The organism is Cohnella rhizosphaerae (genome assembly GCF_029525575.1).
Lineage (GTDB): Bacteria > Bacillota > Bacilli > Paenibacillales > Paenibacillaceae > Cohnella > Cohnella rhizosphaerae.
The window spans coordinates 469,911-496,647 of sequence record NZ_JAPDIA010000003.1 but is presented as its reverse complement, the minus strand read 5'-3'; the positions used below and the strand labels follow the sequence as shown (position 1 = coordinate 496,647).

Annotated in this window: 25 protein-coding genes and 2 pseudogenes; 13 read left to right on the top strand and 14 right to left on the bottom strand. The window is 60.4% G+C overall.

Features of this window, described 5'->3' with window-relative positions; genetic code table 11:
* Positions 1-2: 2 nt before the first annotated feature.
* Complete coding sequence (locus tag OMP40_RS07840) at positions 3-548, bottom strand: GNAT family N-acetyltransferase (protein ID WP_277533038.1); 546 nt, start codon at positions 546-548, stop codon at positions 3-5.
* A gap of 122 nt (positions 549-670) precedes the next feature.
* Here OMP40_RS07840 and OMP40_RS07835 point away from each other — a divergent pair, with 122 nt between their 5' ends.
* From OMP40_RS07835 to OMP40_RS07795, 9 genes and pseudogenes are all read left to right on the top strand, one after another.
* Complete coding sequence (locus tag OMP40_RS07835; RefSeq protein ID WP_277530524.1) at positions 671-1,435, top strand: SDR family NAD(P)-dependent oxidoreductase; 765 nt, start codon at positions 671-673, stop codon at positions 1,433-1,435.
* Positions 1,436-1,732, top strand: a complete 297-nt coding sequence (locus OMP40_RS07830) for a suppressor of fused domain protein (RefSeq protein ID WP_277530522.1) — start codon at positions 1,436-1,438, stop codon at positions 1,730-1,732. It abuts the gene before it with no gap.
* A gap of 101 nt (positions 1,733-1,833) precedes the next feature.
* Entirely contained in the window at positions 1,834-2,484 is a 651-nt protein-coding gene (locus tag OMP40_RS07825; protein ID WP_277530520.1) for a GntR family transcriptional regulator, read from the top strand.
* Between the two features lie 195 nt (positions 2,485-2,679).
* Positions 2,680-3,060 (top strand): annotated as a pseudogene (locus OMP40_RS41320) (metallophosphoesterase family protein); the annotation flags it as partial.
* 58 nt (positions 3,061-3,118) lie between these two features.
* Positions 3,119-3,502: a metallophosphoesterase family protein gene (locus OMP40_RS07815; protein ID WP_277530517.1), complete on the top strand. Its 384-nt coding sequence runs from the start codon at positions 3,119-3,121 to the stop codon at positions 3,500-3,502.
* Positions 3,503-3,606: 104 nt separating this feature from the next.
* Positions 3,607-4,395, top strand: coding sequence for a tyrosine-protein phosphatase (locus tag OMP40_RS07810; RefSeq protein ID WP_277530516.1), 789 nt, complete (start codon positions 3,607-3,609; stop codon positions 4,393-4,395).
* Positions 4,396-4,447: 52 nt separating this feature from the next.
* Positions 4,448-5,797: an ABC transporter substrate-binding protein gene (locus OMP40_RS07805; RefSeq protein WP_277530514.1), complete on the top strand. Its 1,350-nt coding sequence runs from the start codon at positions 4,448-4,450 to the stop codon at positions 5,795-5,797.
* 116 nt (positions 5,798-5,913) lie between these two features.
* A complete protein-coding gene (locus tag OMP40_RS07800) occupies positions 5,914-6,789 on the top strand; it encodes a carbohydrate ABC transporter permease (protein WP_277530512.1) in 876 nt (291 codons plus the stop codon).
* Between the two features lie 17 nt (positions 6,790-6,806).
* Complete coding sequence (locus OMP40_RS07795; protein ID WP_277530511.1) at positions 6,807-7,625, top strand: carbohydrate ABC transporter permease; 819 nt, start codon at positions 6,807-6,809, stop codon at positions 7,623-7,625.
* Positions 7,626-8,041: 416 nt separating this feature from the next.
* Here OMP40_RS07795 and OMP40_RS07790 read toward each other — a convergent pair.
* The 7 genes and pseudogenes from OMP40_RS07790 to OMP40_RS07765 all read right to left on the bottom strand — a co-directional run bounded on the left by OMP40_RS07790 (position 8,042) and on the right by OMP40_RS07765 (position 15,424).
* A pseudogene (locus OMP40_RS07790) lies at positions 8,042-9,371 on the bottom strand (extracellular solute-binding protein).
* Between the two features lie 196 nt (positions 9,372-9,567).
* The gene (locus tag OMP40_RS07785; protein WP_277530509.1) at positions 9,568-10,287 is read right to left on the bottom strand and encodes a carbohydrate ABC transporter permease; all 720 of its coding nucleotides are present in this window, start codon (positions 10,285-10,287) and stop codon (positions 9,568-9,570) included.
* Positions 10,288-10,290: 3 nt separating this feature from the next.
* Positions 10,291-11,262, bottom strand: coding sequence for a carbohydrate ABC transporter permease (locus OMP40_RS07780; protein ID WP_277530508.1), 972 nt, complete (start codon positions 11,260-11,262; stop codon positions 10,291-10,293).
* Positions 11,263-11,330: 68 nt separating this feature from the next.
* On the bottom strand, positions 11,331-12,740 hold the full coding sequence (locus OMP40_RS07775; RefSeq protein WP_277530507.1) for an ABC transporter substrate-binding protein: 1,410 nt from the start codon (positions 12,738-12,740) through the stop codon (positions 11,331-11,333).
* A gap of 108 nt (positions 12,741-12,848) precedes the next feature.
* Entirely contained in the window at positions 12,849-13,625 is a 777-nt protein-coding gene (locus OMP40_RS07770) for a response regulator transcription factor (protein ID WP_338131146.1), read from the bottom strand.
* Positions 13,513-13,965, bottom strand: coding sequence for an ATP-binding protein (locus OMP40_RS39830; RefSeq protein WP_338131057.1), 453 nt, complete (start codon positions 13,963-13,965; stop codon positions 13,513-13,515). Before OMP40_RS39830 ends, OMP40_RS07770 begins: the two co-directional genes overlap by 113 nt.
* Positions 13,862-15,424, bottom strand: a complete 1,563-nt coding sequence (locus tag OMP40_RS07765) for a cache domain-containing sensor histidine kinase (protein WP_338131056.1) — start codon at positions 15,422-15,424, stop codon at positions 13,862-13,864. Before OMP40_RS07765 ends, OMP40_RS39830 begins: the two co-directional genes overlap by 104 nt.
* Positions 15,425-15,627: 203 nt before the next feature.
* Between OMP40_RS07765 and OMP40_RS07760 the strand changes: the two genes are divergently transcribed.
* Both OMP40_RS07760 and OMP40_RS07755 read left to right on the top strand, forming a co-directional pair.
* The gene (locus OMP40_RS07760; RefSeq protein WP_277530503.1) at positions 15,628-16,614 is read left to right on the top strand and encodes a glycoside hydrolase family 43 protein; all 987 of its coding nucleotides are present in this window, start codon (positions 15,628-15,630) and stop codon (positions 16,612-16,614) included.
* Between the two features lie 211 nt (positions 16,615-16,825).
* Positions 16,826-17,038, top strand: coding sequence for a DUF378 domain-containing protein (locus OMP40_RS07755; RefSeq protein WP_090116399.1), 213 nt, complete (start codon positions 16,826-16,828; stop codon positions 17,036-17,038).
* A gap of 618 nt (positions 17,039-17,656) precedes the next feature.
* Here OMP40_RS07755 and OMP40_RS07750 read toward each other — a convergent pair.
* The 5 genes from OMP40_RS07750 to OMP40_RS07730 form a co-directional block, all read right to left on the bottom strand.
* Positions 17,657-18,118: an SRPBCC family protein gene (locus OMP40_RS07750; protein WP_277530501.1), complete on the bottom strand. Its 462-nt coding sequence runs from the start codon at positions 18,116-18,118 to the stop codon at positions 17,657-17,659.
* Between the two features lie 5 nt (positions 18,119-18,123).
* Complete coding sequence (locus OMP40_RS07745) at positions 18,124-18,666, bottom strand: MerR family transcriptional regulator (RefSeq protein WP_277530499.1); 543 nt, start codon at positions 18,664-18,666, stop codon at positions 18,124-18,126.
* Between the two features lie 984 nt (positions 18,667-19,650).
* A complete protein-coding gene (locus OMP40_RS07740; protein ID WP_277530498.1) occupies positions 19,651-20,079 on the bottom strand; it encodes a hypothetical protein in 429 nt (142 codons plus the stop codon).
* 530 nt (positions 20,080-20,609) lie between these two features.
* A complete protein-coding gene (locus OMP40_RS07735) occupies positions 20,610-21,461 on the bottom strand; it encodes an NAD-dependent epimerase/dehydratase family protein (RefSeq protein ID WP_277530496.1) in 852 nt (283 codons plus the stop codon).
* Positions 21,462-21,929: 468 nt separating this feature from the next.
* Positions 21,930-23,066, bottom strand: a complete 1,137-nt coding sequence (locus OMP40_RS07730) for a DMT family transporter (RefSeq protein WP_277530494.1) — start codon at positions 23,064-23,066, stop codon at positions 21,930-21,932.
* Positions 23,067-23,200: 134 nt separating this feature from the next.
* Between OMP40_RS07730 and OMP40_RS07725 the strand changes: the two genes are divergently transcribed.
* Complete coding sequence (locus tag OMP40_RS07725; protein WP_277530492.1) at positions 23,201-24,544, top strand: aminotransferase-like domain-containing protein; 1,344 nt, start codon at positions 23,201-23,203, stop codon at positions 24,542-24,544.
* 62 nt (positions 24,545-24,606) lie between these two features.
* On the opposite strand, the gene OMP40_RS07720 is transcribed toward OMP40_RS07725, so the two are convergent.
* Positions 24,607-26,271 carry an ABC transporter substrate-binding protein gene (locus OMP40_RS07720; protein WP_277530491.1) on the bottom strand — a complete coding sequence of 555 codons (1,665 nt, stop codon included), beginning with the start codon at positions 26,269-26,271 and terminating at the stop codon, positions 24,607-24,609.
* 223 nt (positions 26,272-26,494) lie between these two features.
* On the opposite strand from OMP40_RS07720, the gene OMP40_RS07715 reads away from it, so the two are divergent.
* On the top strand, positions 26,495-26,713 hold the full coding sequence (locus OMP40_RS07715; protein WP_277530490.1) for a hypothetical protein: 219 nt from the start codon (positions 26,495-26,497) through the stop codon (positions 26,711-26,713).
* Positions 26,714-26,737 lie beyond the last annotated feature (24 nt).

Below are 26,737 nucleotides of genomic sequence, written 5' to 3'. Positions count from 1 at the left end.
CGTCAGAGCGCCAGCCGCCAGTCGTTGCACCGCATCCAGCTGCCCGGCGGATATTCGAATTCGATCTCCCCGATTAGCGTGAAGCCGAGCTTGCGGCAGACGGCGTTCGACGCGGGATTGCCGGCGCCCGGATACGCATGGATCGTGCGACGGGCGCCCTGCGCGCGGACGGCCTCGATCGCTTGCGCAACGGCTGCGGTCGCGAGGCCTCGGCCCTGGTAGGCCGGCAGAATGCCCCAACCCATCTCGCACACTTGCCGTCCCTGCCAATTGCGCTCCCAATATCCGACGCTGCCTGCGAGCTCCCGCTCCGGGAGCAGAACGACGGCGAACATGCGCCCCGTTCCTTTTTGGGCAATCCGCATATAACGTTCGTGGCGCTCCGCGACCTGCGCCTCCGTCTCCGGTCCGCCCAGATGCTCCGTCATCTCCGGCGCGTTCATTCGGCGCAGCAGCTCGAGATGGCCTCCGGACCACGGTACGATCTCCACTGGCGTTCGTTCGTTCACTCGTGTCTCCTCCTCTGGGTTGCTGTCCTGTAATCCCATTCTATCAGCCATAACCGCCATCAACCAAAGGCTTGCCCGGCCACCCGAATAGAAGCGCAACATCGCAAACCCGGACACGTGCTATAACTGGTCTTGTAAAAAAAGAGAAGGAGCTGATCCATATGGCGAGACTGAACGGGAAGGCCGCATTGGTAACGGGAGCGAGCAGAGGGATCGGACGCGGAATCGCGCTGCGCCTTGCCGCGGACGGCGCAACCGTCGCGGTGCATTACGGGAGCAACCTGGCGCGCGCGGAAGCGGTCGTTCGCGAGATTAGGTCCGGCGGCGGTTCGGCGTTCGCCATTGGCGCCGATCTCGCCTCCGCCGGGGGCATCGAGGCTTTGTTCGAGGCGCTGGACGGGCGCCTCGACGCGCCCGCAACCGGCACGCGGCTTGATATTTTGGTCAATAACGCGGGCATCGGCCAACAGATCGGCATCGAGGAGACGACGGCGGCATCGCTTGACGAGGTGCTGGACATCAACGTCAAGGCGCCGATTCTCGTCATCCGGGAAGCGCTGAAGCGCATGAACGACGGCGGCAGCATCATTAATCTGTCTTCCGCCGTGACGCGTATCCCGCTGCCGAATCTGCTCGGCTACAGCGTGTCCAAAGGCGCCGTCAATACGCTCACGCTGAATTTGGCGCAGGAACTGGGAAGCCGCGGAATCCGGGTCAACGCGCTCCAGCCCGGCATCATCGACACCGATATGAACGCGGGAACGCTTCAGGATCCCGGAGGACGGGCATTCGCCGCAGGACTATCGGTGTTCGGCCGTTGGGGCCAGCCCGAGGACGTCGCCGACATCGCCGCGTTCCTCGCTTCATCGGACAGCCGCTGGGTGACGGGCCAGCTCATCGATGCGAGCGGAGGTTCGCGGCTTTAAATGCCCAAGCTGCCTTGTCGACACAAACGCGGGGAAGACACCAAGTCTTCCCCGCGTGCTGTCGTTTGCAAGCACATCATGCGACGCGGCGCCCGCTGCAGGCCAAGTGCTGTCGCACAAAAGTACGTACGAGGCGGTCATTTTTTCAGCCTGCTGCCACTGTACAAGGAAGAGATGGACTTCAAGGTGAATCAAGGCCCGGAGGCTTTATTCGAAAAGCTGGAAGCAGCCGGCGTCAACGAACTGCTGCGCGCGGACTGCAAAAATGTGTGCAAGAAACGGTTTGGCCTATTCTGAACGCAATCGCGTTAACAAAGAGCTGCATTGCCCGCCGCGGATCGACAAGATATACTAAATGGATATCATGATCGGTAACGATTCAAAGGAGATTGCGCTCAATGTCCGACCTGCCTCTCGCGGAAGTCGCCTACCAGGAACTCCGGCAGCGGCTGCTCAGCGGTAAGTACCTGCCCGGCCAGTTGCTCTCGGAGAGCGAGCTCGCGAGCGGGCTCGGCATGAGCAGGACGCCCGTCCGGGCCGCCGTCATGCAGCTGGAAAAGGAAGGATTCCTGGAAACGCTTGTCAAGCGCGGGATCCTCGTCAAAGGCATCGATGTCAAGGAACTGTACGACATGTTCGACTTGTTGAACGCGCTTTATCTGTTCGTGCTGGAACGCATGGAGCAGGATCAGTACGAGCCCGACTTCGAGCGGATGCGTTACTATCTGGACCTGCTCATCGAGGCCAGCGAGCGCAAGATGCACCGCGAGTATTACGAGTCCGGCCTCATGTTCATGAGCACGCTGCTCTCCACGATCGGCAACCGGAGCATCATGGAGACGTTCGACCGCTACAAGGACAAGGTTCTCTATGTCGTCGTCGCCTATCGATCGACCGAGGGCTCGAATCGTCCATACACAGGCAAAAAGCTGTACGCCGAAATTTACCGTCACTTAACGGAAGGCAACTACGTGGAGGCCAAAGCCGCCATCCAGGCGTCCAAACGCAACTCGCGCGAAGAGCTGCTCCGAAACGGCTACAAAGTATAAAAACGTATAGCTTCGCCGTTTTTCGGCACCGCCGCATCGCCGAACCCGCCCCGAAACCTCTCGTTTCGGGGCTTTTTTTGCGTGTCCGTCACATTTTACACAACTCCGAACGCTCGTTTATACCTTTCTTACATACAAGATCGATAATTCTTGTATACAAGATTATTTTTCAAAAACCAAGGAGGCTGATTGAAGATGAAAAGCATGAAATTCGTCCACCTGACCGACACGCACATGAACGCGCCGAGCTCCGAGGGCCCCTTCGCCAAGTTCAAGCTTGCCGAGAAGGTCAAGCAGACGTTCCTCCACCTCCGCGACGCGAACGTCGCGCCGCACTTCGTGCTCATCACGGGCGACCTGTCGCATGAAGGAGACGCAGCGGACTACGCCTACATCCGCACGGTCCTCGACGAATGCGCGGCGCTGATCGGCGCGCCCGTGCACGTCGTGCTCGGCAATCACGATCATCGCTCCGCTTTCCGCCAGGGCTACCTCGGCGAAGCGCCGTCCGAAGAAGCCTACTACTACTCGCTCGACTTTAACGGACTGCGCCTGATCGGCCTGAACTCCCAAGTCGCCGGCCGCCACGACGGCGAGCTCGACGCCGCGCAGCTCGCTTGGCTCAAGGACGAGCTTGCTACCCCCCGCTCCGCTCGGCACGATCGTCGGCATCCACCATCCGATGATGAGCGTGCGCGGAATGCCCGGCGACCACCTGCTGGCGAACCGCGCGCAGCTCGGCGACGTGATCGAAGGCACCGACGTCATCGGCGTCATGGCCGGACACGTCCACTCCAACAACGTCGGCACCTACCGCGGCATCCTCAACGTCGCAGCCGCAGGAACGGCGTTCACCGGCGAGCTGGCGGACGCGGAGAACTACAAGATGGTCGACTTCTGCGGCTTTAACATCGTCGACGTGACCGAGGAAGGCATCTCGATCCAGACGACCGTGCTGCCGACTTCAGGCGAAGAGTATTTCCGCTTCCCGATCTCCATGCTCGTCGCCCAGCACTGATTCCATCCGACGCCAGGTCGCCGGCGCCGATCACGAATGCTTATTAGAACGCCGGACGCCGGCAGCCCGGTCTACCGACATCGATAACCGAGGAGAGACGCAACATGACGACGATTCAAATGCCGGCCTGCCTGCTGCCGCTGGAAGGCGCCTTTAACTTCCGGGACATGGGCGGACTGCGCACCGAAGACGGCCGAACGGTCAAAAAGGGACTGCTGTTCCGCGCCGCCGAGCTGACCGGCCTGACGGAAGCCGACCACGAGGCGCTGCGCGCCATCGGCCTGAGGCACGTTTTCGACTACCGCAACCGCGCCGAAGCCGAAGAGAAGCCGGACCCGGTCATCGGCGAAGCGCTCTACATCCGCGTGCCGGCCAACGAAGCGGCCGAGGACGCGCCGCATGTGACGATGGAGCAGCTGTTCAAGAGCGGCATGCACAAGGCGTTCTCGGACAACATGCTGGACAGGCTGTACGCCAGTCTGCCGATCAACAACGCCTCCTACAAGCAGCTCATGTCGCTGCTGCGCACGCCGGAAACGAGCCTGCCGCTCGTCCATCACTGCGCGGGCGGACGGGATCGCACGGGCGTCGGCGCCCTGCTCATTCTGCTCACGCTGGGCGTGCCGTACGAGACGATTATGGAGGACTACCTGCTGTCGAACGTAACGCTAGAGAAGTTCCATGCGCAAATGTTCGACATGGCCGCCCAATATCTCGACGAAGCGTCGCTCGAAACGATGCGCCGCACGATGGCGCTGCAGGAGCGGTACCTCGATGCCTCGATGAACGCCATTTTGTCCGCGCACGGTACGTTCGAACAGTATTTGCTCGCCGAATTCGGCATCGACGCCCAAGATCGGGCGCGTATACAAGCTTACTGCCTGGAAGCTTAGTCGCTTAGACGGAACAGGCATCCATTATTGAAAAGGGGGGACTCATGATTTTATGAAACCGTTCATGAAAGGCACCGCTTTGGTACTCGCCATCGCATCCGCAGCCAGCCTGTCCGCCTGCGGCTCCGCCGCAGAAGGCGAATCCGATGTTGCTGCCGCTACCGCGGCGCCAAGCCAGACGGAGCTCGCCAAGCTCGATCCCGCGAATCCGACCAAGGTCACGTTCTACTCGTACAGCCTCGCCTACCCGACGATGAAGCCGGGCATGGAGCAGCTGATCAAGGAATTCAACGACACGGTCGGCAAGGAAAAGGGCGTCGTCGTCGAAGGCGTCGCGGACACGACGATGCAGCAGTACAAGGCGGACATCTCCGCGGGCAAGGAAGTCGACGTCGTGCAGCATCCGTTCGGCACGCTCGACGCCTCCCGCCTGAGCCTTGGCTTCAAAGCGTACGAGGACGTCTTCCCGAAGGCGGAACTGGACGCGCATCTGCAGGGCATCTCGCCCAACGCGCTTGAGCTCGGCAAGATCGACGGCAAGATGTACGGCCTCGCCTTCACGTTCAGCACGCCGATCGTCTTCATCAACGGCAAGCTGTTCGAAGCGGCCGGCCTCGATCCGGCAAAGCCGCCGAAGACTTGGGCCGAGATCAAGGAAGCCTCCCTTAAGATCAAGGCCGCGACAGGCAAGGACGGCTTTGGCCTCACGCCGACCAACGGCTGGATCACCGAAGGCCTCATCCTGAGCAACGGCGGCGAGGTGCTGTCGAAGGACCGCAAGTCGGCGGAATTCGCGAGCCCCGAGAGCGTCGAGGCCATCGAGACGTGGCAAGATCTGTACCAGAACGGCGCCTCCGCGCCCGGCACGGAAACGGAGTTGGTGGAGCAGTTCATGGCCGGCAACCTCGGCATGTACGCCTCCTCGACTTCGCTCTACAGCGGCATCAAGAAGGCGTCCGAAGCCGGCGGTTGGAAGGTGTACGGCGCAGGCATGCCGCAGTTCGGCGACAAGCCTGCCGTCCCGGTCAACTCGGGCAGCGTACTCGCCGTCCGCTCGGACAGCCCGGAGAAAAGCGCGGCGATCTGGGAGTTCATCCGCTTCGTGACCGGCGACCGCGGCTATACGATCATCACCTCGCAAATCGGCTACCTCCCGCTGCGCACAGCGCTCGCCGACGATCCGAACGGCCTGAAGGACTTCGTCGAGCAGAACCCGCTTTACCGGATTAACCTCGAGCAGTTGTCCCATATCCAGCCGGTCGCCATATGGCCGGGCGAATACGCCACCGAAGCGGCCACCGCGTTCACGGACGCCATCGTCAAGTCCGTCATGACCAAGGACGGCGACGTCAAGGCGACGCTGCAGAAGGCCCAGGACGACATCAACCAGATGATCCAGTAACGAAAGGAAAGGAGCCGTCATGAGCCAAGCGATCGAAAACGCCTACGCGCCCCCCCTCGCGGGGGAAGCCGCCCGTAGCCTTGGACCGGCCTCGTACCCGGTCCAGGGCGCTTCGCATGCTGAAGCCCTGGCTGTACCTGCTGCCCGCGCTGGTCCTGCTCGGCATTTTTATGTACAGGCCGCTGCTGTACACGTTTTATCTGGCTTTTCACAAATGGAGCATGGTCCCCGGCACCGAACCGCTGTACGTCGGCTTCGACAACTTCTCGCGGCTGCTGGCGAACAAGAGCTTCGCCGACTCGATCGGCAATACCGTGTTCTATACGGCGCTGCTGCTGCCGTTTTCCATCGTCATCCCGCTCGCGCTGGCCGCGGTCACCCATCACATGGAAGGCCGCATGAAAAACGTGTACCGCGCGCTCTTCTTCATCCCGATGATCCTGGCGCCGGTGTCCGTGAGCGCGATCTGGCGCTGGCTGTTCCACCCGTCCGGCGGCCTCGTGAACACCGCGCTGATGAAGCTCGGCCTGATCGAGACGTCGATCGCCTACTTCTCGGATCCTTCCTTCGCCAAGTGGATCATCCTTCTCATCACGGGGTGGAAGATGATCGGCTTCAGCACGATCATGTTCTCCGCGGCGCTGACCGGGATCAACAGCGAGTATTACGAGGCGGCTTCGCAGGACGGCGCCGGCAGCATGCGCCAGTTCTGGAACATCACCGTGCCGCTCATGTCGCCGATGATTATTTTCATGCTGACGATGAGCATCCTGTTCTCCAGCCAATGGACGTTCGCGTACATCGACATCCTGACGACCGGCGGTCCGTACGGCACATCGACCAACGTCTACTACGAGATGTACAAGTTCGCTTTCTCCAATCTCAACGCGGGCTTCAGCTCGGCGGCGTCGCTCCTGTTCTTCGTCGTCTTCGGCGTCATCTCGCTGCTGCTTAATTCGCTGTCGCGCCGATTTTCCTTTTACGATAACTAAGACGGGAGGAGCCGACCATGAAAAGAAAATCGCCGGCGGTCTCGATCCTGCAGCATGGCCTGCTGTCGCTCATGTGCGTGATCGCGCTGTTCCCGCTGTACTGGATGCTGAATTCGTCGTTCAAAAACGAATCGGACATCTTCAAGTCCGACTTCCTGCCGCCCAGCCCGATCCTGAGCAACTACAGCTACGCGTTCGAGCAGATGCCGATCTTCCGCATGATGTTCAACTCGTTCGGCGTCTCGATCCTGATGACCGCGCTGCAGCTGTCCACCGGCCTGCTCGCGGCGTACGCGCTCGTCCGCTGGCGCTTCCGCGGGCAGACGCTCATCTTCACGCTGCTGAGCCTTACGTGGCTCATCCCTTTCCAGTCGATCATGATCCCCAACTATGTGCTCGTCAACGACATGGGCATGAACGAAACGCTCATGGGCATCGTGCTGCCGTTCGCCGTGTCCACCTTCGCCATCCTGTCGCTGTACCAGAGCTTCCAGTCGTTCCCCAAAGTGCTCATCGAGGCGGCATGCATCGACGGACAGAGCGACTTCGGCATCCTGACGCGGCTCATCCTGCCGAACATCAAGTCCTCGGTCGCCTCGCTCGGCATCATCCTGTTCATCAATGGCTGGAACGAGTACCTCTGGCCGATGCTCATCACCAAGAAGATGGAGAACGCGCCGCTGCAGATCGGACTCAAGCTGTTCGTCAACTCCGACTCCAACATGTGGGGCTCGCTGATGGCGGCCACGACCGTCTCCTGCCTGCCGATCCTCCTCATCTACCTGCTGCTGCGCCGCCAGATCGTGGACTCGTTCGTGCGGTTCGGGATCAAGTGAGGGGTTTGTGAAAAGAAATCGCCCTCCGGCGGCCACGTATGTGGCGGGAGGGCGATTTTGTCGATAGCGCGGGCGGAGGCAAGGAAATAGTTGTCAAAAAGCAGCTATATTCGCCGATTTCCCGAATCGAGAAGCGATAAGTGTTAAAAGGCAGTTACTTCGGCGGGCGGAGGCGGATATGCGGCTTAGCGGGAGGAATTAACTGTCTTTTGACCGCTATCCGGGCAGGCGGCGTGACAGGCGTAAAATTAGATGCCTTTTGACAACGATCCGGCGCATCAACGGACGCCTACCGCCCAAGCCCGCCTCGCAACAAAAAACATCACAACACGTCACCTCACAACACATCATCTCACCTCATCGCACCTCACGCCGCCACACCACCTCGCCTCAGACCACCTTACCTCACCACACACTCAATGCCCCGCCTCAATCACCTTGTCGTGCGCGGCCGCGAACGCTTCCGGCGTGACGGCTTTGCCGAACAGGGCCTGAATCTGGTTCAGGTGCGTCTCGGCGGCGGCCGGCGTCATCTGCACGTCGGCGAACAACGTGACGCTCGTCTTTTTTGTTGATCTCGTTCAGCAGGTCGACGTACAGCCGCGGCAGCTTGACGGCCGCGGTATCGACCTTGGTCGCCGGGATGACGCCCGCGTCGGTGACGGACCGCTCGCCCCAGCGCTTGACGAAGTATTCGACGAACGACTTCGCCTCCGCCTTCACCTCGGAGTTCTCGGCGACGAACATGCCGACGCCGGGGCCGCCGACCCAGCCGTCGATATCTCCCTTGCCTCCCTCGACCGTCGGGAACTTGAAGAAGCCGACGCTGTCGCGGAAGTCTTGGGGGATGTCTTCGTTCGTCGTGAAATTCGGCAGCTCCCACGTGCCCACCATGTACATGGCGGCTTTGCCGCTCAAGAACATCGCCTTGGCTTCATCGTTGGACAGACCGTTAAAGTTCGGGTTAAAGGCGCCCGCGTCCACCAGGTCCTGCACGCTCCGCGCCGCCCGGACGAGACCGGGATCGGCGAAGGAGCGCTTGCCCGCGATGGCGTCCGCCAAGGTCTGGGCGCCCGCGATACGGTCGGCCATGTACATATACCACATCGAGCCGGTCCAGCGGTCCTGATTGCCCAGCGCGATCGGCGCGAGACCGCCCGCCGCGAGCGTCCCGATGACGCCGCGGAGCTCGTCGTACGTCTTGGGGACCGCCAGATGGAACTCGCGGAACAGCGCTTTATTATAGTAGATCGGCGCGATATTGAATTCGAGCGGCAGCGCGTACGTCTTGCCGTCCACGGCATACGCTTCCGTCGTGCCCGCCACGAACGAGTCCTTCAGCTCGCCGCGCAGCAGGTCGTCGAGCGGCGTGAACAGCCCGCCCTCCACGAACGGCCGCAGCGCCCCCGCCGCCCAAGTCAAGCCGACGTCCGGGAGCTCGTTGACGGCGGAGAGCACCCTTAGCTTCGCCTTGTATTGCTCGTTGTCGAGCACTTCCTGCTTGACGACGACGTTCGGATGCTCCGCCTCGTACTCCTCGATGATCTTGTTCACGATCCGGTGCTGGCCGAGCGCGCCGGCTTCCGGCCACAGATGCATCATCCTGATCGTCACCTGGTCGCCGGCGCCCGCGCCCGCGTTCGAGGCGAGCCGATCGTCCGAGTCCTGCCGGCATCCGGCCGCCGCGAGGACCGCGCCGGCCGCAGCCAGCGCCGTTACCGCCCGAATGGTTATTCGCACGTTCATTGCCTCCACCATACAGCATGACGATCCGTCCGGCGCCGGGCCGGACGGATCGCGGGTTCTTATTCTTTTGACGCCGCCGAGCGCGACGCCTGCGATAATATACCTGGATAGCAGGAAGTATATCACGAAGAGCGGCAGGGCCGTAAGGGCGAGCCCCATGTAGATCGAACCGAACTCCGTCTTGTAAATATCCCCTTTAAGCAGGCTGACCATAATCGGCAGCGTGTACTTTTCCTTCTGCGTGAGCAGGATGAGCGGCATGAAGAGGTTGTTCCAGCTGGCGACGAAAGCAAAGATCGCCTGGGTGGCGATGGCCGGTACCATGATCGGCAGCACGATCCGGTTGAACGTGTACAGCTCCCCCCGCTCCGTCGATACGCGCCGCTTCCACCATTTCGATCGACAGCATCGAGAGCAGGTACTGCCGCATGAAGAATACGATGGCAGGCGCCGCGATCGCGGGCAGGATGAGCGGCAGCAGGCTGTTCGTCCAATGGAGCTGGTACATGAACTTGTAGAAGCCGATGGCGCTCGCCTGCGCCGGGATCATCATGACGAGCAGGATAAACGTAAAGAAAGCCTGGCGGAGCTTCCAGTTGTAGGCGACCAGCGCATAGGCGGTGAGCGACGAGAAGTAAACCGCGCAAAGCGTCGAGAAGCCCGAGATGATGAGCGAATTGAAAAATCCTTTGAGCGGATCGAAGCTTTTGCTCAGCAGCACGTCCAGATTCGTCTTCATATGCGTGGACGGCAGCAGGGACAGCCCGCTCTGGATCTCCGCCGTCGAACGCGTGGCGTTCACGAACATGATCCAGAACGGCAGGATGCTGAGCAGCGCCAGGGCGATGCAGACGATATAGACGATCGTGCGGTTGACTTGAAGCGAGGCTCTGGATTCGGTCCGTACGTTTTGCATGAATCACAGCCCCCCTTGCCGCCGCTCGCGCAGCTTTATCGATTCTTTTTTTGCGCTTTTTTGAGCCGGGAGGCGTCGCGGTCGCGCATGAGGTAGAACAAGAGACCCGACAGGACCGCCGCGATCGCGAACATGATCATGCTGGCCGCCGCCGCTTTGTTGAACAGGTAGCTGCCCTTGAACGCTTGCCCGTAGATGAAGACGGACGTCGTGAGCGTCGCATCGTCGGGACCGCCGAACAGGAACAGCTGCGGGATGTCGAACAGCTGAAGCCCCCCCGATCATCGACGTGATCAGCGTATAGAGCATGATCGTCTTCAGGCTCGGCAGTGTGATCCGCATGAACGTCTGCCAGCCGTTAGCGCCATCGATGGAGGCGGCCTCGAACAGCGCGGGGTTGATGCCCATGACGCCGGCGATCAGGATGATCATCGTATTGCCGTACCACATCCAGAACTGGATAAAGGCGACGATGCCCCGCGCGGTCGTCTTGTCCTGCAGGAAGTTGACCGGCGCGTCGATCCAGCCCAGACTCTCGAACAGACTGTTCACGGGACCCATCGGATAGGAAAACAAAGAGTTAAAAAGCACGGCGATCGTGCTCGCCGTGATAATATTCGGCATGTAGAGGAGCACTTTGAACGCGCCTTGCCCCCGCACCTTGAGCCGCTGGTTGGTGAACCAGGCGGTGAGCAGCAGCGCCAGTCCGATCTGGGGAATGAAGTTCAGGATCCAGATCAACGCGGTATTCGTAAGCGAAATGCGAAACGACGTATTGTGCATAATGAGATCGGCGAAGTTGCCGAAGGGATTGTCCAGCAGATGGACCGGCTTCGGAATGACGCCCTTCATGTCGGTAAAGCCGATGACAGCCGTATACAAGACCGGATAGAACGAGAACACAAGGAACGCGAGTATGAAAGGCAAGCTGAACATGTAGCCGAATCTCGAATAGCTGACGCTCTTGCGGCGCATGGCTACCACCTCGTTTATTCATATAAAGGGCGGGCCGTCGACCCGCCCCTTCGGCGCAAAGTGCCGTCTTATTCGCTGTCGATGTCGAGCTGGTCCTTGACCTTCTGCTTGAAGTCCGCGATCGTCTTCTCCCGGCTCTTGGTGCCGTTCGCGTATTCGCGCACCTGATCGCGCCAGATGAGGTTGATCGACTCGTCGTACTGCGTCAGGTTTTTGCCGGTCGCGTTGGCGTTGGCCGGTACGAATACGTCGAACATGTTCTGCCCGCCGAGCAGCGCGACTTCGCCGTTCGACTTGGACATCACGACGCTCGACGCGACGCTGTCCTTCGTGCCCTGCTCGCCCGCCTTCATCGTGCCGTTCGCCCAGTAATATTGGAGACCGGTCTCGGACGTGTCCAGCGTCACCCACTTGATGAAGTCGGCGACCGCAGCCTTCTTGGCGTCGTCCTTGACGACGTTATTGTTGGCGAGCAGCCACGTGCCGCCCCAGAAGAAGCCGGTCGGCGATTCGGTCACGGCCCAGTCGCCGTTCGTGTCCTTGACCTGGCCGTTCATGACGTAGTTGATGAGCCAGGCGGGGCCGAAGAAGCCGAAGATCGGCTGCTTGCCGGTGCCCGACATGTCGGCGTACCAGGCTTCCGTCCAGTCCTTCGTATCGTTCGAATAGCCGTTGTCCTTGAGCTTCTTGGAGAAATCGAGGAACTGCTCGCGCTTCGGATCGATATGCAGCTTGCCGTCCACGATCCAGCCTTTGTCGGAGCTGTTCTCGATCGGGTGCCAGATGTCGCCGTCGCCGGATACGATGCCGTAGCCTTTGGCTTTGAGCTTGGCGGCCGCGTCGAAGAACTTATCCCAGCCCGGGCCGACCGCGGTCTTGATCGTCGCCGGATCGTCCGAGCCGAATACGTCCTTGGCGATCGAACGGCGATAGATGAAGGCGCCGCCGGTCGCCTGGTAGGCGAGCCCCTTGAGTTGGCCTTCCTTGCTGCCGATGTCGACGGAGTACTGGGCGATGCCCGCGTCCTTCACCAGATCGTCGCCGAGCCCCAGATCCGCGTAGTTCGCGGCGTAGTCGGAGGCGTCGCCTTGCGTATACTTCAGGACGAAGGCCGATTCGGCCGCATAGATATCGGGGGCGTCCTTGCCGCCGCCGGCGAGCGCCTGGTCGAGCGCTGGCTGATAAGCGCCGTCCGTCGTCGCGATGACGGTCGTCTTGAACTCGACGTTCGCGTCGGGGTGGGTCTCGGTATACTTTTTCGTCATGTTGGGAATCTCGTCGGTGAAGCTCCAGAGGTTGATCGTCACCTTTTCCTTCGGCTTGCCGCTGTCCGAGGGCGCGGCGCTGCTCGAGGCGGCGCCGCCGCTCGGGCTGGCCGATTGGCTGGCGCCTGCGTTGTTGGAAGCGTCCGAGCCGCACGCGGCCAGGACGGAGGACAAGAGGACGATGGCGGTGCTTGCGGATAGTGCGCGTTTCATTTTTTTAGCCTCCCTTTTTTACGACACAGTCACTTTGTAATCGCATACACAGTATAAAACCGGAAATGTAAGCGCAACAGTTAACTGCGATTGGGAGAAATTCCACTTTTATTGGATCGACGGATCTTCTTCCGCCGCTTGCTGCCTATACTGCCTGGGGCTAGTCCCTTCGCTTTCTTTGAACACCTTGATGAAATATTTGACCGTCTGGTAGCCGACCTTCTCGGCAATCTCCCAGATCGGCAGGCGGGTCGCGACGAGCAGCTCCTTCGCCTTCTGCAGCCGGATGCGCGTCAAATAGTCGCTGAACGTCACGCCCGTCTGCTCCTTGAACAGCACGCTGAAGTAGCTCGCGTTCAGGTGAAGCTGCTCCGCGACCTGCTTCATCGTGATCGCCTCATGCAGATGGCCGTAAATCAAGTCGATCGCGTCCTTGACGGAGGTACCGTACCGAGCTTCGTCGCGGCTTGCCTCGAGCAGCTTCGGATCGACGAGCTTCTCCATCGCGCCCACGCGATCCTTGTCGCTGTCGCGCTCGAACGCCCGCTGCACCGTGTCGATGAGCGCCGCTTTGTCGAGCGGCTTAAGGATATAGTCGAACGCGCCGAGCTGCAGCGATTTTTTGGCGTATTCGAATTCGGCATGGCCCGAGATGACGATGACGACGGGCAGCGGCCCGCGTTTGGCGAGCGTCTCCAGCATCTGCAAGCCGTCGACCTCGGGCATGCGCACGTCCGTGATGAGAATATGGACCGGATTCGTCTTCAGCCATTCAAGCGCTTCGACGCCGCTTGCGGCGCATTCGATCCGGTATTTGCCCGCCGCCCAGGCGACGAGCGTCTTCTGGATGCCGAGACGCGTGCGCGGCTCGTCGTCGACGATCAATAACGTCTTCACAACGGTTCGACTCCTCCCGGAGGTATGGTGATATCGAAACGGACAATCGTACCGACGCCGGCCTTGCTCTCGATACGCAAGCCGCTGCCGGCTCCCGCGGCGTCCGGATAATACAGCTTGAGGCGTCGCTGCACGTTGGACATGGCCACCCCCCGCCCCCCTTCTTGGAAGCGGTCTGCTGGCTGCCGCCTTCGATTTTTTGCAGGAGCTTGGCCAGCGTCTGCTCATCCATCCCGAGGCCGTCGTCGATGACGGCGACCGTCGCGATGCCCGGCTTGCCCGACGATACCTGGATCGTCACCGACCCCGGGCCGATGCGGCTCTCCACGCCGTGCAGGATCGCGTTCTCCACGAGCGGCTGAATGATCAGCTTCGGGATCGGTACGTGCATGAGCCCCTCGTCCGCGGCGATCCGCCAGTCCAGCCGGTCGATCAGACGCATTTTCATAATCTGCAAATACCGCTGCGCATGCTCGAGCTCGTCGCGGACGGTCACCCATTCGTCGTCGCCCCCCCGTGCCGCCTATGACATAACGGAACAAGCCGGACATGGCGACGACGATGCCCGCCAGCTCCTCTTCTCCCTTGTCCTCGAGCGACCAATAGAACGCTTCCAACGTGTTGAACAGGAAGTGCGGATTGATCTGCGCCTGCAGCGCCTTCAGCTCGGTGCGGCTCTGGGTGATCTCCTTCTCGTAGACGACCTGGATCAGCTCGTTCATGTGGGTCACCATCTGGTTGTACGTGTTGTTCAGCTCCCGGATCTCCAGGGAGGCGATCGTCGGAGACGGCGACAGGTTCTGCTTGAGTCCGCCCAGCCGCGCGCCGCGCATCGTACGCATCAGCTTCAGCATCGGGCGCGTGATGAGCGTGGACAGCAGCAGCGTCAGCAGCAAAAACGCCACCGCGCCGATGCCGATCGACACGAGGATCGCGGTGCGCAGCACCGAGATGCCTTCGGTCGAGGCGCGGACCGGCGTGAGCAGCACGAGCGTCCAGCCCGTCGCGCGGGACTGCCGGCGAACGGACAACAGCTCCTCGCCGCCGACGGAGACGGCGGAGCCGGTCTGCGCGAGCACCTCCTTGGCGTCCTCGGCCGACAGGTCCGAGGTGATCGGCGCGCCCTGCCCGTCCGCGAGCAGCATGTACTCGTCGTCGCCGCGCGCCTCTCCCTCTCCGGCGGTCTGCGCGTTCATCTCGAAGTAATCCCGGCTGAGCCGGACCGCCAGATAGCCGCCCGCCGCGTAGCCGCGGTCGATCAGGCTGATGCGGCGCATCGCGAGCACCGTATCGGGCTGCGCCGGATCGAGTCCGAACCAGACGAGCCGGCCCTTCAGGCGGTCGGTCTGCCAGATCATATCCTGCGATACCCTCGCGTCCAGGCTGGTCTGATCGAGGGGGAACAATCGCCTGTAGTCCCTGGCGTAGAGCTCCATCGAACGGATGCCCGTGGAATAGGCCGTGTAGGTGCTCGCGATCTGCAGCAGCGACTGGCGCTGGGCGAACGCGGCGCGGACGCCGTCCGCTTCCTGGAGCAGCAGCTTCTGGACGTAATCGTTGGTCGCCACCTGCGTCGTCAGCGAGTCGATCTGGTCGAGCAGCGCGTCGAGGCGTCCGTTCGCCTGCACCGCCGTCTGCTGGATATGCTTTTCCGCGCTGCTCCGCAGCAGGTCGGATACCTGGCCGTAAATATAGATGCCCGCAAAGGTTAGCACGACGATCATCGTCAACGTAAAAGCGGCGAAAATCTGGTTTCGCAGCGTGTTCAGTTCGCTCCATTTGACCAATCGCATCGCCGCCCGTTTTTCGCATGAGTCCAATCCCGTCTACTGTATCACAAAGAACGAATGTTCAGCCAACCGTTCGGCGAAGGCGGCCAACTCCTAAAGATTATAGGTATAAAACCTAATCATTGTGCCGTATTTGCGCGGCGATATATTTGCTAAGATGAAAAGAAATCCATTGGATGCGCTTACAAGGAGGTGCCGGAATGACGATAGAATCGCGGGGCGGCGCGCCGCTGGTCACGCATATTTACACGGCGGATCCTTCCGCCCACGTCTTCGAGGGCAAGCTGTACGTGTACCCTTCGCACGATCTGGACCACGAGATGACGTCGAACGACAACGGCGACCAGTACGATATGGAGGACTACCACGTCCTCTCGCTGAACGAGGATCTGACGCAGGCGCTCGACCACGGCGAAGCGCTGCATCTGAACGATATTCCCTGGGCGAAAAAGCAGTTGTGGGCGCCGGACGCGGCCTACAAGGACGGCACCTACTACTTGTTCTTCCCGGCGCGCGACTATAACGACGTCTTCCGCATCGGCGTCGCGACCGGCATCTCGCCGAAGGGACCTTTCCGCGCGGAGCCGAACTATATACCCGGCAGCTTCAGCATCGATCCGGCCGTGTTCGCGGACGACGACGGCAAAGCGTACGTCTACTTCGGAGGTCTGTGGGGCGGGCAGCTGGAAAAGTGGCAGACCGGCGCGTTCGAGCCGGATGCCGCGGGGCCGTCGGGCGACGAGCCCGCGCTCGGACCGCGCGTGGCGGAGCTGACCGACGATATGCTCGGATTCAGGGAGAAGCCGCGCGAGATCCGCATCGTGGACGAGGACGGCGTGCCGATTCGCGCCGGGGACGAGGAGCGCAGATATTTCGAGGGACCCTGGGTGCACAAGCACGAAGGGCGGTATTACCTTTCCTACTCGACCGGGACGACGCACAAGATCGTCTATGCCGTCGGGGACGAACCGTACGGCCCTTTCACGTTCAAAGGCACGATTCTGACCCCCGTCGTCGGCTGGACCACGCACCATTCGATCGTCCGCTATCGGGACAAGTGGTACCTGTTCTACCACGACAGCTCGCTGTCGGGCGGGGCGGACAACAAGCGCTGCGTGAAGATGACCGAGCTGCATTACGAGGCCGACGGCGCCATTCGCACGATCGATCCTTATCCGGAGGAATAGGAGCAGGCGGCGGCGCGTTCAACCGGTTTCGGCATCATTTTGGCGGATACCCCCCCATTTCGAACGGGTTCTCATTTGGCCGCGCTCCGCAAATTCTTGTGGAAAATTAACATAAGAAACGGCCGGAATGCGTAACTTATGTATAGAAATCTCCGCAAAGGGGTATTTTCTCGATGAACCGCCAAAATTCGGCTGAAGGAGTGGATCCGGTATGAAAACGCTAAACGCCATCGCGCTCGCCATTCTGATCATCGGAGGCATCAACTGGCTGCTGGTCGGTCTGTTCAAGTACGATCTCGTCGCCGAACTGTTCGGGGGTCAGGAAGAAGTCGCATCCCGTATCGTGTATACGATCGTCGGTATCTGCGCGCTGTACGCGATCAAATTTTTCAACGACGTCAGCAGCGATTCGCGCGCGCGTTAACCTATTTGGCACGGAGAAAAAAAGCCGGATTGCCGCCTCCAGGGGCGACGGTCCGGCTCTCTTTGTTCGTCTGGGCGCGGCCCGCTCGCGGCGGGCCCCCACGTACTTTGCGCTTACGTTGCAGCGCGACAGAGATCCTAGGTTAGCGCAATTTTGCGCTATTTACTGGCCATCCGCTCGCCGCATACGCCCACGAACTTCGCGCTTACGTTGCAGCGCGACAGCGGGCCCAGGATAGCGCAATTTTGCGCTAATTGCTGGCATTACGTCGCCGCATGCGCCCCACGCCCTTTCGCGCTTACGTTGCAGCGCGATGGCGGGCGCAGGATAGCGCAATTTTGCGCTATTTATTGGCCATCCGCTCGCCGCATGCCCCCCACGCACTTCGCGCTTAAGTTGCAGCGCGACAGAGGTCCTAGGTTAGCGCAATTTTGCGCTATTTGCTGGCATTACGTCGCCGCATGCCCCCCACGCACTTCGCGCTTAAGTTGCAGCGCGACAGAGGTCCTAGGTTAGCGCAATTTTGCGCTATTTGCTGGCTGCTCGTTCGTACCGTTCGGCCCACAAGCGTCACGCTCACCGCTCCCCCGCCTAAACGGGCACAGTCTAGCCATCAAATCAAGACGCTTCGGGCTCGCTCTGGAGGGCGTCGCCGAGCATTCTAAGCAGCTCGTTCGTGCCATGCTCGCGCTGTTCGGGCGTATCGAGTCCGTCGAGATACACGCCCTGTTCGGTAAAGACCAGCCGCGTGCCGCCTTCGACCGGGTGCAGCTCGACCGTCGTCACTGAGGCCGAGATTCGCCGGTCCCCCATGTCCAAGACATACGAATAAACGATGCGCGCGTTCGGCACGATATCCTGGTAGCAGGCGTCGAACGTGAAGACGGGACCTTCCGGCGGTCCGCCGCGGCTGTACTCCCGTCCGCCGACGCGGAAGTCGAAGGTCTCGGCGGGGGAAAACCAGCGCGCTTTCGCTTTGGCGTCAGACCAGGATCTGAAGACGCGCTCCGGCGTCGCGGGATACGTTCTTTCCACCGTAAAGGTGGCGTGATGCGCCGAGCGTTGTTCTTGTTGTTCCATTTTGTTCATCCTCCCTGAATATGGTCTTCCGGCTCGTTCGCCAGCCAATCGCCCAAGCGGTCGAGCGCTCGTTCGGCCTGCGTCCGCCGCTCCCAAAAATACTTCTCGTGGCTCTGCTTCATCATGCCGAGCAGCTTCGTGAACGCCTCCACGCCGAGCGGCGCGTGCGAACGCACGGCCGCCGACGCCTGCTCCAGCTCGCTCAGCAGCTTCTGCTGGACGCGAATCTTCTCCCGCAGCCGGCCGATCTGGGCGGCGATGATCTCGGACAAGTCGGGCGCGTCCCGCTCGAGGACGGACTGAATCTCCGTGAGCGGCAGGCCCAGCTCCTTGAGCGCCAGAATCTGGTGCAAGCGTGACAGGTCAGATTCGTCGTACAGCCTGTGCCCCGAGCCGGTCTGGCCGGAAGGGGAAAACAAGCCGATCTGATCGTAGTAGCGCAGCGTGCGAATCGTCAGACCCGTCAGCGCGGCGATGTCCCCCACCTTCCAGCGGCGGCTCGCCGCGCCCGCTTCGCCGTCCGTCGAACCTTCCCGATGCTTGGCCACTTTTTCCGCCTCCCGTCCCGCCTTATGTCCGTAACTTTACTATAAGACGTGACGCAACGTAAGGTGCAAGAGGGAAATTCACTTTTTTAAAACAACGGCGAACAGACGCTTCAAAGGCGAAGCGCCTGCGTGCCTGTCATCGAACGTCGAGGCACAAATCAAATCAACATCAGCCAGTAACACGCGCCGAATGAAAGATTCGGATCCTCAACGATATGGGTCGTATCGTAACCTGCAATCGGCGTTATCGGATCGATAGCGGAGGCCTAGTTGGTCGTAAACGACGTTTGCGCGAGCACATTGCTGAATCTGAAAATGACGGTCGTGCCTGCAGATTGCTGCGGAGGCGACGGAAAGGGGTCCGAATCGAGACCGATCAGCCCTTTTCCGCCGAACTTTGGACATGATTGTCATATACGGCTATAAACCGCAAAATGTTCAGGTTCGGGTCGAAGAAAAGAATAGGCACGTTCCCTTCCTTGGTTGAAGTGTTATGAACGAAATACAACTGGATGTAATTTTCATCAAACCAAGATCAAGCTCCGTCGAATGACAGGCGGCCGCAGTTGGAACGATTACATCCTTCGAAGTGGCGAATTTGTTTTGTGTTTGTTAAAGATGCACTCAGACAAACGAACATCCTCGAGCGCCTTCGTAGTGTATTAAGGCACTGGTCGCGTTGGGACATACTCCGCTGCGAATTATCTACCATTTGATCGCAACAAAAACACCCTATGAAGAGCTTGGAGCAGACTATGTGGAATGCTTCAGGCAAGAACGTGAGAAACGGCGCGAAGCCGAGGTCATTCGACAGTTTGAAGCCAAAGGATTCGCGATTTCTAGTTTAGCCTGATCCTCACTTTCAGACCAAGGTCCGCCGAGAGACCGTCTTGCTTTGTCGTGCCTTCAGCACAGTCGCGCAAAGACCTATTTTCATAAAAAAAGTACCCGAATCACACATCGGATACTTTTAGCATTGCTAAGTTAAGCGCTCTGTATTTTCTCAATATGGGATCCGAGTACGAAAATGGCGTTGGTGTAACCACCTGAAACATTTTCGAATCCGGAAGCCCCGATAGGCACGCCCCAGAACTGAACGGAATCATCCTCTAAAATATCTCCTGTCGACTTATAGATCATGACTTGGTAGGATTGTTCGTCCTCATCCAATACATGAGCGATTGCAAGCGTGTTATCCGCGTCGAGTTGGGTCTCTTCGATAGATATTACTACACCGCTAAAGGAAACCATCTTATCTAAATAGGGAGCGGCATTTTTGTTTATCAGCTTGCTCGAGATGCTGGCATCCACCATTTTTTTTGCAGCCCCGATATCTTCTGTGGTTTTCGCGGGGAACAGTTTATAATTTTTCACTACAAAGTCATAGCTTTTTTTGATCCATTTGCAGTCCATCCGCAATTTCCGGAATCGCCGAGACCGCATGATCCGCGTACATCGTTTGCTCGCTTACGACTTGAGGCTCTGCTTTTTGGGAAGCAGGCGGGCTCTGCTCTGCAGTTTTTTCGGCAGCCTGAGTCGCCGCAGGGCTAGCAACGCTCGTGCTTGGAGCTACTGAGGAAGATGGCGGGCTTTTAGAGGAAGAAGCCTCCTTGTTCGAAGAACACCCCACTAGACCCGCAACTGATATTAGCGCCGCTCCGAGTAATAAAACGTGCTTGAAATTCATTTTCCGTCCCCGTTTCCCTTTGTTTTTGATGGAAGATAACCTAGTAGGTCTTCATACATAGTTATTTAGTAATCTTTCTCTGCATTGGAAAATCGCAACTTGGAATTACTCCCATTCGTTAAATAATTATAGGAAAAATGGTAGGCGGTGTCGATACTTATCGGAAAATTTTTTAAATTTATAGTCATTTAGAACTAAATCATTTTTACTCACAGATGAAATGAAATATGAACACATGGTAATGAAGGTGAATTCTTCAGCCAAGCGTCGCGGCGAAGCCGTCGCGCCAATCGGCGAAGCGCGGCTGCCAGCCGAGCCGCCTCGCCTTGGCATTGGAGGCACCGCGCTCGCCGCGGGCGCTGCCGGGCACCCGCTCCGGAGCCGGCGCGCCCAGCAGCGCGGCATAATGCGACAGCCACTCGCCGCCCGGCGACGGACGGTCGTCGACGACGTTCACGGCCCCGGACGGCCAGTCCAGCGCGAGCAGCGCGGCCCATGCCGCGTCGTCGACGTGGACGAACGACGCTACCCCGTCCGTGGCGGGCAGCGCGCCGCGGCGAACCTCGTCGGCCATGAAGCCGTCCTTCGCATACCATGTTCCCGGGCCGTAGAACAGCCCGTACCGCAGGAGGACGGCTTCGGGCATCTCCAAGGCCGCCGTCTCCAAAGCGTGCACGCCTTGAATCATGCCGCTGCGGGGTGCCGGTGCGTTCAGGTCGAGCGCCTCTTCTTCGTACGCGGGGCCTTCCCCCGGTGCGTATGCCCATGAGATGCTCTGCGCGATCATCCGGCGTACGCCAGCGGCCGACGCGGCGTCGACCAGATGCCGTGTGCCGACCATCCGGATGCGCGAGTTCGATGCGAAGTCGCGCTCGCCGAGCGAGGTGAGCTGGTGGATGATCGTCTCCGGCTCCGCCTCGCGAATCGCCGCGAATACGGCTTCGCGGTCAAATATGTCGAGCACGGCCGCCTTCGCGCCCTGCGCCTCGAGCCAAGCTGCGTTCGCCGCGTGCCGGGTGAAGCCCGTTACTTCGTGTCCGGCAGCGACGAGCAAGGGGATAAGTGATTTTCCGATCGCGCCCGAGGCGCCTGCGACTGCGATTTTCATGAGCGATCGACCTCCGAAAATAGATTTTGTGCGGGAGCTGCACCTGATTTAAGCGTTCGCTCCCGGCTGCCGAGACGGCGGGTTTGTTTCTACTCAGGACTTCCGGCGATGGTCGGGCGGACGAGACTGCGCTTTTGTTTCCGTTCGGGACTTCCGGCGATGATTCGGCGCACGCGACGGGGATTTTGTTTCTATACGGGACTTCCGGAGTCCGCGCGGCGAGTGAGACGAAGGCGCTGTTCCTATCCGGGACTTCCGGCGGCTGTTAGGCGAACGAGACTGCGCTTTTGTTCCGCTGGGGACTTCCGGCGATGATTCGGCGCACGCGACGGGGATTTTGTTTCTATGCGGGACTTCCGGCGATGATTCGGCGCACGCGACGGGGATTTTGTTTCTATACGGGACTTCCGGAGACCGCGCGGCGAGTGAGACGAAGGCGCTGTTCCTACCCAGGACTTCCGGTCGCTGTTAGGCGGACGAGACTGCGCTTTTGTTTCTATCCAGGACTTCCGGCGATGATTCGGCGCTCACGGCGACGTTGTTGTTCCTATCCGGGACTTCCGGCGAGGATTCGGCGCTCACGGCGACGTTGTTGTTTCTATTCGGGACTTCCTCCGCCTCCGCCGCGTCGTTTTTTGTCAAATCTGCCCCGGTCCCCCTGCTGTCGGCATCACGGCGCTTCCCGCCGCGGTAGTTCGCGCCGATCACGCCGGCCAGCATGCAGGCCGTGCCGATCGTCTGCGCGCCGCTCCAATGGTCGCCCATGATCAGGACGCCGGAAGAGATCGAGACGAGGTTGCCCAGGTTGACGAACAGGCTGACCTTGAACGCTTCGATGCGCGCGAGCGCGAAGTTGGACAGCCACGACGAGACGAGCGACGATAGGATCGCAATGTAGAGCAGCGGCAGCCAAAATCCCGGCTCGGACGCCGGCGCGAGCAGCGCGGACATCGTGTCTTGCGTCAAGTGGCGCACGAGCGCGAGCCCGACGAAAAACAAGCAGCCCGTTCGCATCATGGCGTAGCTCAACTCGACGGCGGTGTATGCGTTGCGCAGGCCGCGGGCCAGCACGCCGTACAGCGCGAGCGCGACCGCCGACAGCAGGATCAGGCCGCCGCCGAGGGCGCTCGTTCCCCGCAGCGCGTCCGCCGAGACGCCCGTCATGAAGACGAGGCCGAAGGCGGACACGAGGACGGACGATAGCTGAAGCTTGCTCGCCCGCTCCTTCAGCAGCAGCGCGCCGAGCAGCAGCGCGAAGATCGGCGCGGCGGCGGAGAAGATGCCGGCGCCCGAGGTCGTCGCGGCGTCGAGCCCCACCGACTGAAGACCGAAAAAGGCGGTCGGATACACCAGGCTGACGAGCAGCAGCGGCAATCGCGGTCGTCCCTGCTGTCTGCGCGGCGGCATCCGGATCCAGCCGGCCCGGACCGGAATGGCGAGCGCCGCGAACGACAAAGCGAAGCGATAGGCGAGCAAGTCGAACGGGTCGGCGTGATCCAAGGCAAGCTTCGTAAACATAAAGGAAAATCCGATGACAAACGCGTATAATATAGCCAACGCGTAGAGGGCGGCGTTGTTTTTGGCGGTTGCGGGCAAGTCGGTCATGCCTCTTCCTCCCTTGCTTGAATGCGGAGCCGGCCGGCTTCATGCTTTCAGCATAAAGTACCTACCGCGTCCGTCGCCATCCATTCATCCGCAAACTGTACCGGAACAGTTTGCGACCAAGGAGTGAACCCGTCATGATGAGATACGAAGCGCTGATCCACGATATCGAGCTTAGCATCGAAGACGGACGCATCCGCGGCGGCCAGAAGCTGCCGTCCGTCCGAGAGGCGTCCGAACGATACGGCTGCAGCAAAAGCACGGTCCTTCGCGCCTACGCGGAGCTTGAAAAACGGCACAAACTGTATTCCGTCCCCCAAAGCGGTTATTACGCGGTGACGCAGAAGAACGCCGAGACGCCCGCTTCGGCGAGCGCCGGCTGGAACTTCGCGTCCGCCGCGCCGGATCCCGAGGTGTTCCCCTACCTGGACTTTCAGCATTGCATCAACAAGGCGATCGACCGGTACCGCAATCATCTGTTCGCCTACGGCACGCCGCAGGGACTTCCCTCTTTGCTCCAGGTGCTAAGCAGGCACCTGGCCGCCTACCAGGTGTTCGCCCCGCCGGAGCGGATCACGGTCACTTCCGGCGTGCAGCAGGCGCTGTCGATATTGACGCATATGCCGTTTCCTTCGGGCAGGCGGACGGTGCTGGTGGAGCAGCCGACGTACACGATCTTGCTGGAGATGCTCTCCCTTTTCGGCGCCCCCGTCCAAGGGATCGCAAGGACGGCGAAGGGCATCGACCTGGACGAGCTGGAGACGCTATTTCGCACCGGCGATATCAAGTTCTTCTATACGATCCCGCGGTTTCAAAATCCGCTCGGCGCCTCCTTCGGGACCGAGACGAAAAAAGCGATCGCCGCCCTGGCCAAGCGCTACGACGTCATCGTCGTGGAGGACGATTTCCTCGCCGACCTCGAGACCGATCCCAAAGCCGATCCGATCCACGCTTACGGCGCATCGCACGTCGTCTATTTGAAGAGCTATTCGAAAATCGTATTCCCCGGCCTCCGGGTCGGCGTCGCGGTGCTGCCTCCCGGCCTGCAAGACGTCTTCAGCCGATACAAGCGCTTCACCGACATCGACAGCTCCATGCTGTCCCAGGCTGCGCTCGAGATCTATATTCAGAGCGGCATGTTCGAGCGGCGCAAGCGCATGATCTCGGATACGTACCGCCATCGGATGCTGCGGCTGGTCCGCGCGCTCGACGCGGGCAACGACACGCAGGACGTACGCCATCTTCGGCTGGAGGCCGGTATGCATACGCATATCGAGCTTCCGCCTACGCTAAGGTCCAAGACGCTGATCGACCGCCTCGCCAAAAAGAAAATCCAACTGCGGGACGCGGACGCCTGCTTCCTGCCTTCGTTCCCGAAGCGATCGCTGCTGCAGCTCAGCATCTCGCAGATCGCGGACGACCGGATCGACGAAGGCGTCGCCGCCCTCTTCGGCGAGATCGCGCGGATGCGGCGGATCTGAAGCCCGCCCAGAGGCCTTTCCCCTTGGCCCGCGCATCGCCGGACCTCCGGCCGCTTCGGCGGTCAGGCTTCGTCCCGGCGCACGGTCCAATCCTGCACGTCGATGAACATGCCGAAGTCCTTCGGCGTCGCGCCGATGACGCGCCCGTTCACGGCGCCGAGCGCCTTGGCGGCATAAAGCGCCGGCATCGGCACGTCCTCCGCAAGGATAGCCTGAAGCTCGCCGTACAACGCCTTGATTTTCGCCTCGTCGACTTCGGCGCCGACAGCCGCCAGCAGCTCGTTCACCTTTTCGTTTTTGTAGCCGTTCGGGTTGCCCGCGCCGAGGAGGTAAGCGAGATCCGGCAGCGGATTGACCGGCGTCATCGTCAACGGCAGAAGGCTCAGATCGAAGTCCTGCTTCAGGAGCTTGTCCGACAGTTCGGCCTGTCCGACGATCTCTACATTAACTCGGATGCCGACTTTGCCAAGACTGTCCGACACGCGATGAGCCGCTTCCCGGATCGCTTCGTCGCCTGAAGGCGCGGACAGCGTCAGCGCCTTTCGCCCGTTCCAGCCCGCTTCCTTCAGCAGGCGCCTCGCCATCGCCAGATCGAAGGCCGCCGGTTCCGTGTCCGCGCTGCGATACGGACTGACGCTGCTGAAGTAGCCGTCCACGATCTCGCCCGCGCCGCCCAGCAGTTTGTCGACGAGCTTCCGGCGGTCGATCGCATGCGAGATGGCCCTGCGTTGTTTTCGGTCGGGAACGGCTTTTTCGTTCACGTACATATATAACGTCGTCAGCGGCTGACCGCCTACCGTCGAGACGTTCGGCAGCCTTTCGATCCGCGCGTAGTCTTGAACCGGAATGACCCCGGCCGAAGGGATGTTCATGTCGATCTCGCCGCGCGCCAGCGCGTCCGCAAGCGCGGACGCCGGCAGCACCTTGAAGTTGAGCCGCTCCAGCTTGGGCGCTCCTTTGAAGTAACCTTTATTCGCGATTAGTCCCACGAACCGGTCCGGCTCGTACCGCTCGAGCTTAAACGGACCCGACGTCACGTTCGGCGCGCGCATGAAGGCGCTTTTGCCCATATCCTCCGGCGCGACGCCCTCGAACGCGCTGCGCGGCAGCGTCCGTAGATTGCGGCCGACCGTATCCTCGAACACCGCGAGCGTGGTCGGCACCTTCGTCCGCATCTCCACCGTATGATCGTCGATTTTGCGCACGCCCGATATGTCCCGCTCCCCGTCCGGCAGCAAGCCCGAAGGGCCGAGCCCCTCCAGGATCGCGAACAAATACGCGCAGTTGGACGCCACCATCGCATTCGCCATCAGCTTCAAGGTGAAAATAACGTCGTCCGCCGTCACGGACGCGCCGTCGGTCCAATTCGCCGCCTCGTTCAGCCTGACCTTAAAGGTGCGGTTGTCCGCCGTCTCGATCGCATCGGCGAGCATCGGCTTGTACCGCAAGTCGGCATCGATCTCGACCAGAGGCGGAAAAAGCAATCCGGCGACATAGGCCGATACGGGACCGTCCGGCGAGAGCGGGTTGATGTCGCTCGGCGCGTACGTGACGCCGACGTTCACCGTTTTGTCCGCAGCCGCGTCCTGGACGGCTTCGACGGCCGGCGAAGCCTGCGCCGTGCCTTCGCTCCCTTTGCCGGACCGCCCTTCGCACGCCGACAGAACGAAGAGCGCAAAGACCAGTGACAGAGAGACGGCAAACCTCGGGGCGAGCTTGAACCTCATATTCGTTACTCCTTGCTGCTGCGATCCGTTTCCTGCATGGATATGTAATCATATTATCGGATTTTGTCGAAAATATCGCCACCCCAATAGGAAAATTTGACTATAAGTTAGGTGCGAATAGGGTTGGATTTGGATTGAAATTGAACTTCGAATGCTTAGTTCCTCCCTATTCGGTTTAGATAAGGAAGAGCGGGCCAGCGAATAATCGACGAGGAGGATACGAATGGATATCAAGCGCAAAGTCGAGGACATCGTCGCAAGGATCAAGAACGACAAAGACATTTCGGAGAAATTCAAGCGCAATCCTGCCGCCGCGATCGAGACGGTCGTCGGCGTCAATCTGCCGGACGAGCAGGTGAACGCGATCGTCTCCGGCGTCCGCGCCAAGCTGACCGCGGATAGGGCGGGAGACCTCATCGGCTCGTTCAAAAAGCTGTTTTAGCGCCGGCGCTTGCCGCCGTGAATG

Coding starts and splice junctions, on each gene's coding strand:
- OMP40_RS07755 (WP_090116399.1), top strand. CDS start 16,826: ATGAAAACGCTAAACGCCATCGCGCTCGCCATTCTGATCATCGGAGGC.
- OMP40_RS07740 (WP_277530498.1), bottom strand. CDS start 20,079: ATGGACTGCAAATGGATCAAAAAAAGCTATGACTTTGTAGTGAAAAAT.
- OMP40_RS07795 (WP_277530511.1), top strand. CDS start 6,807: ATGAAAAGAAAATCGCCGGCGGTCTCGATCCTGCAGCATGGCCTGCTG.
- OMP40_RS07730 (WP_277530494.1), bottom strand. CDS start 23,066: ATGACCGACTTGCCCGCAACCGCCAAAAACAACGCCGCCCTCTACGCG.
- OMP40_RS07750 (WP_277530501.1), bottom strand. CDS start 18,118: ATGGAACAACAAGAACAACGCTCGGCGCATCACGCCACCTTTACGGTG.
- OMP40_RS07825 (WP_277530520.1), top strand. CDS start 1,834: ATGTCCGACCTGCCTCTCGCGGAAGTCGCCTACCAGGAACTCCGGCAG.
- OMP40_RS07760 (WP_277530503.1), top strand. CDS start 15,628: ATGACGATAGAATCGCGGGGCGGCGCGCCGCTGGTCACGCATATTTAC.
- OMP40_RS07780 (WP_277530508.1), bottom strand. CDS start 11,262: ATGCGCCGCAAGAGCGTCAGCTATTCGAGATTCGGCTACATGTTCAGC.
- OMP40_RS07725 (WP_277530492.1), top strand. CDS start 23,201: ATGATGAGATACGAAGCGCTGATCCACGATATCGAGCTTAGCATCGAA.
- OMP40_RS07830 (WP_277530522.1), top strand. CDS start 1,436: ATGCCCAAGCTGCCTTGTCGACACAAACGCGGGGAAGACACCAAGTCT.
- OMP40_RS07715 (WP_277530490.1), top strand. CDS start 26,495: ATGGATATCAAGCGCAAAGTCGAGGACATCGTCGCAAGGATCAAGAAC.
- OMP40_RS07800 (WP_277530512.1), top strand. CDS start 5,914: ATGCTGAAGCCCTGGCTGTACCTGCTGCCCGCGCTGGTCCTGCTCGGC.
- OMP40_RS07720 (WP_277530491.1), bottom strand. CDS start 26,271: ATGAGGTTCAAGCTCGCCCCGAGGTTTGCCGTCTCTCTGTCACTGGTC.
- OMP40_RS07810 (WP_277530516.1), top strand. CDS start 3,607: ATGACGACGATTCAAATGCCGGCCTGCCTGCTGCCGCTGGAAGGCGCC.
- OMP40_RS07785 (WP_277530509.1), bottom strand. CDS start 10,287: ATGCAAAACGTACGGACCGAATCCAGAGCCTCGCTTCAAGTCAACCGC.
- OMP40_RS07805 (WP_277530514.1), top strand. CDS start 4,448: ATGAAACCGTTCATGAAAGGCACCGCTTTGGTACTCGCCATCGCATCC.
- OMP40_RS07840 (WP_277533038.1), bottom strand. CDS start 548: ATGGGATTACAGGACAGCAACCCAGAGGAGGAGACACGAGTGAACGAA.
- OMP40_RS07775 (WP_277530507.1), bottom strand. CDS start 12,740: ATGAAACGCGCACTATCCGCAAGCACCGCCATCGTCCTCTTGTCCTCC.
- OMP40_RS07735 (WP_277530496.1), bottom strand. CDS start 21,461: ATGAAAATCGCAGTCGCAGGCGCCTCGGGCGCGATCGGAAAATCACTT.
- OMP40_RS07835 (WP_277530524.1), top strand. CDS start 671: ATGGCGAGACTGAACGGGAAGGCCGCATTGGTAACGGGAGCGAGCAGA.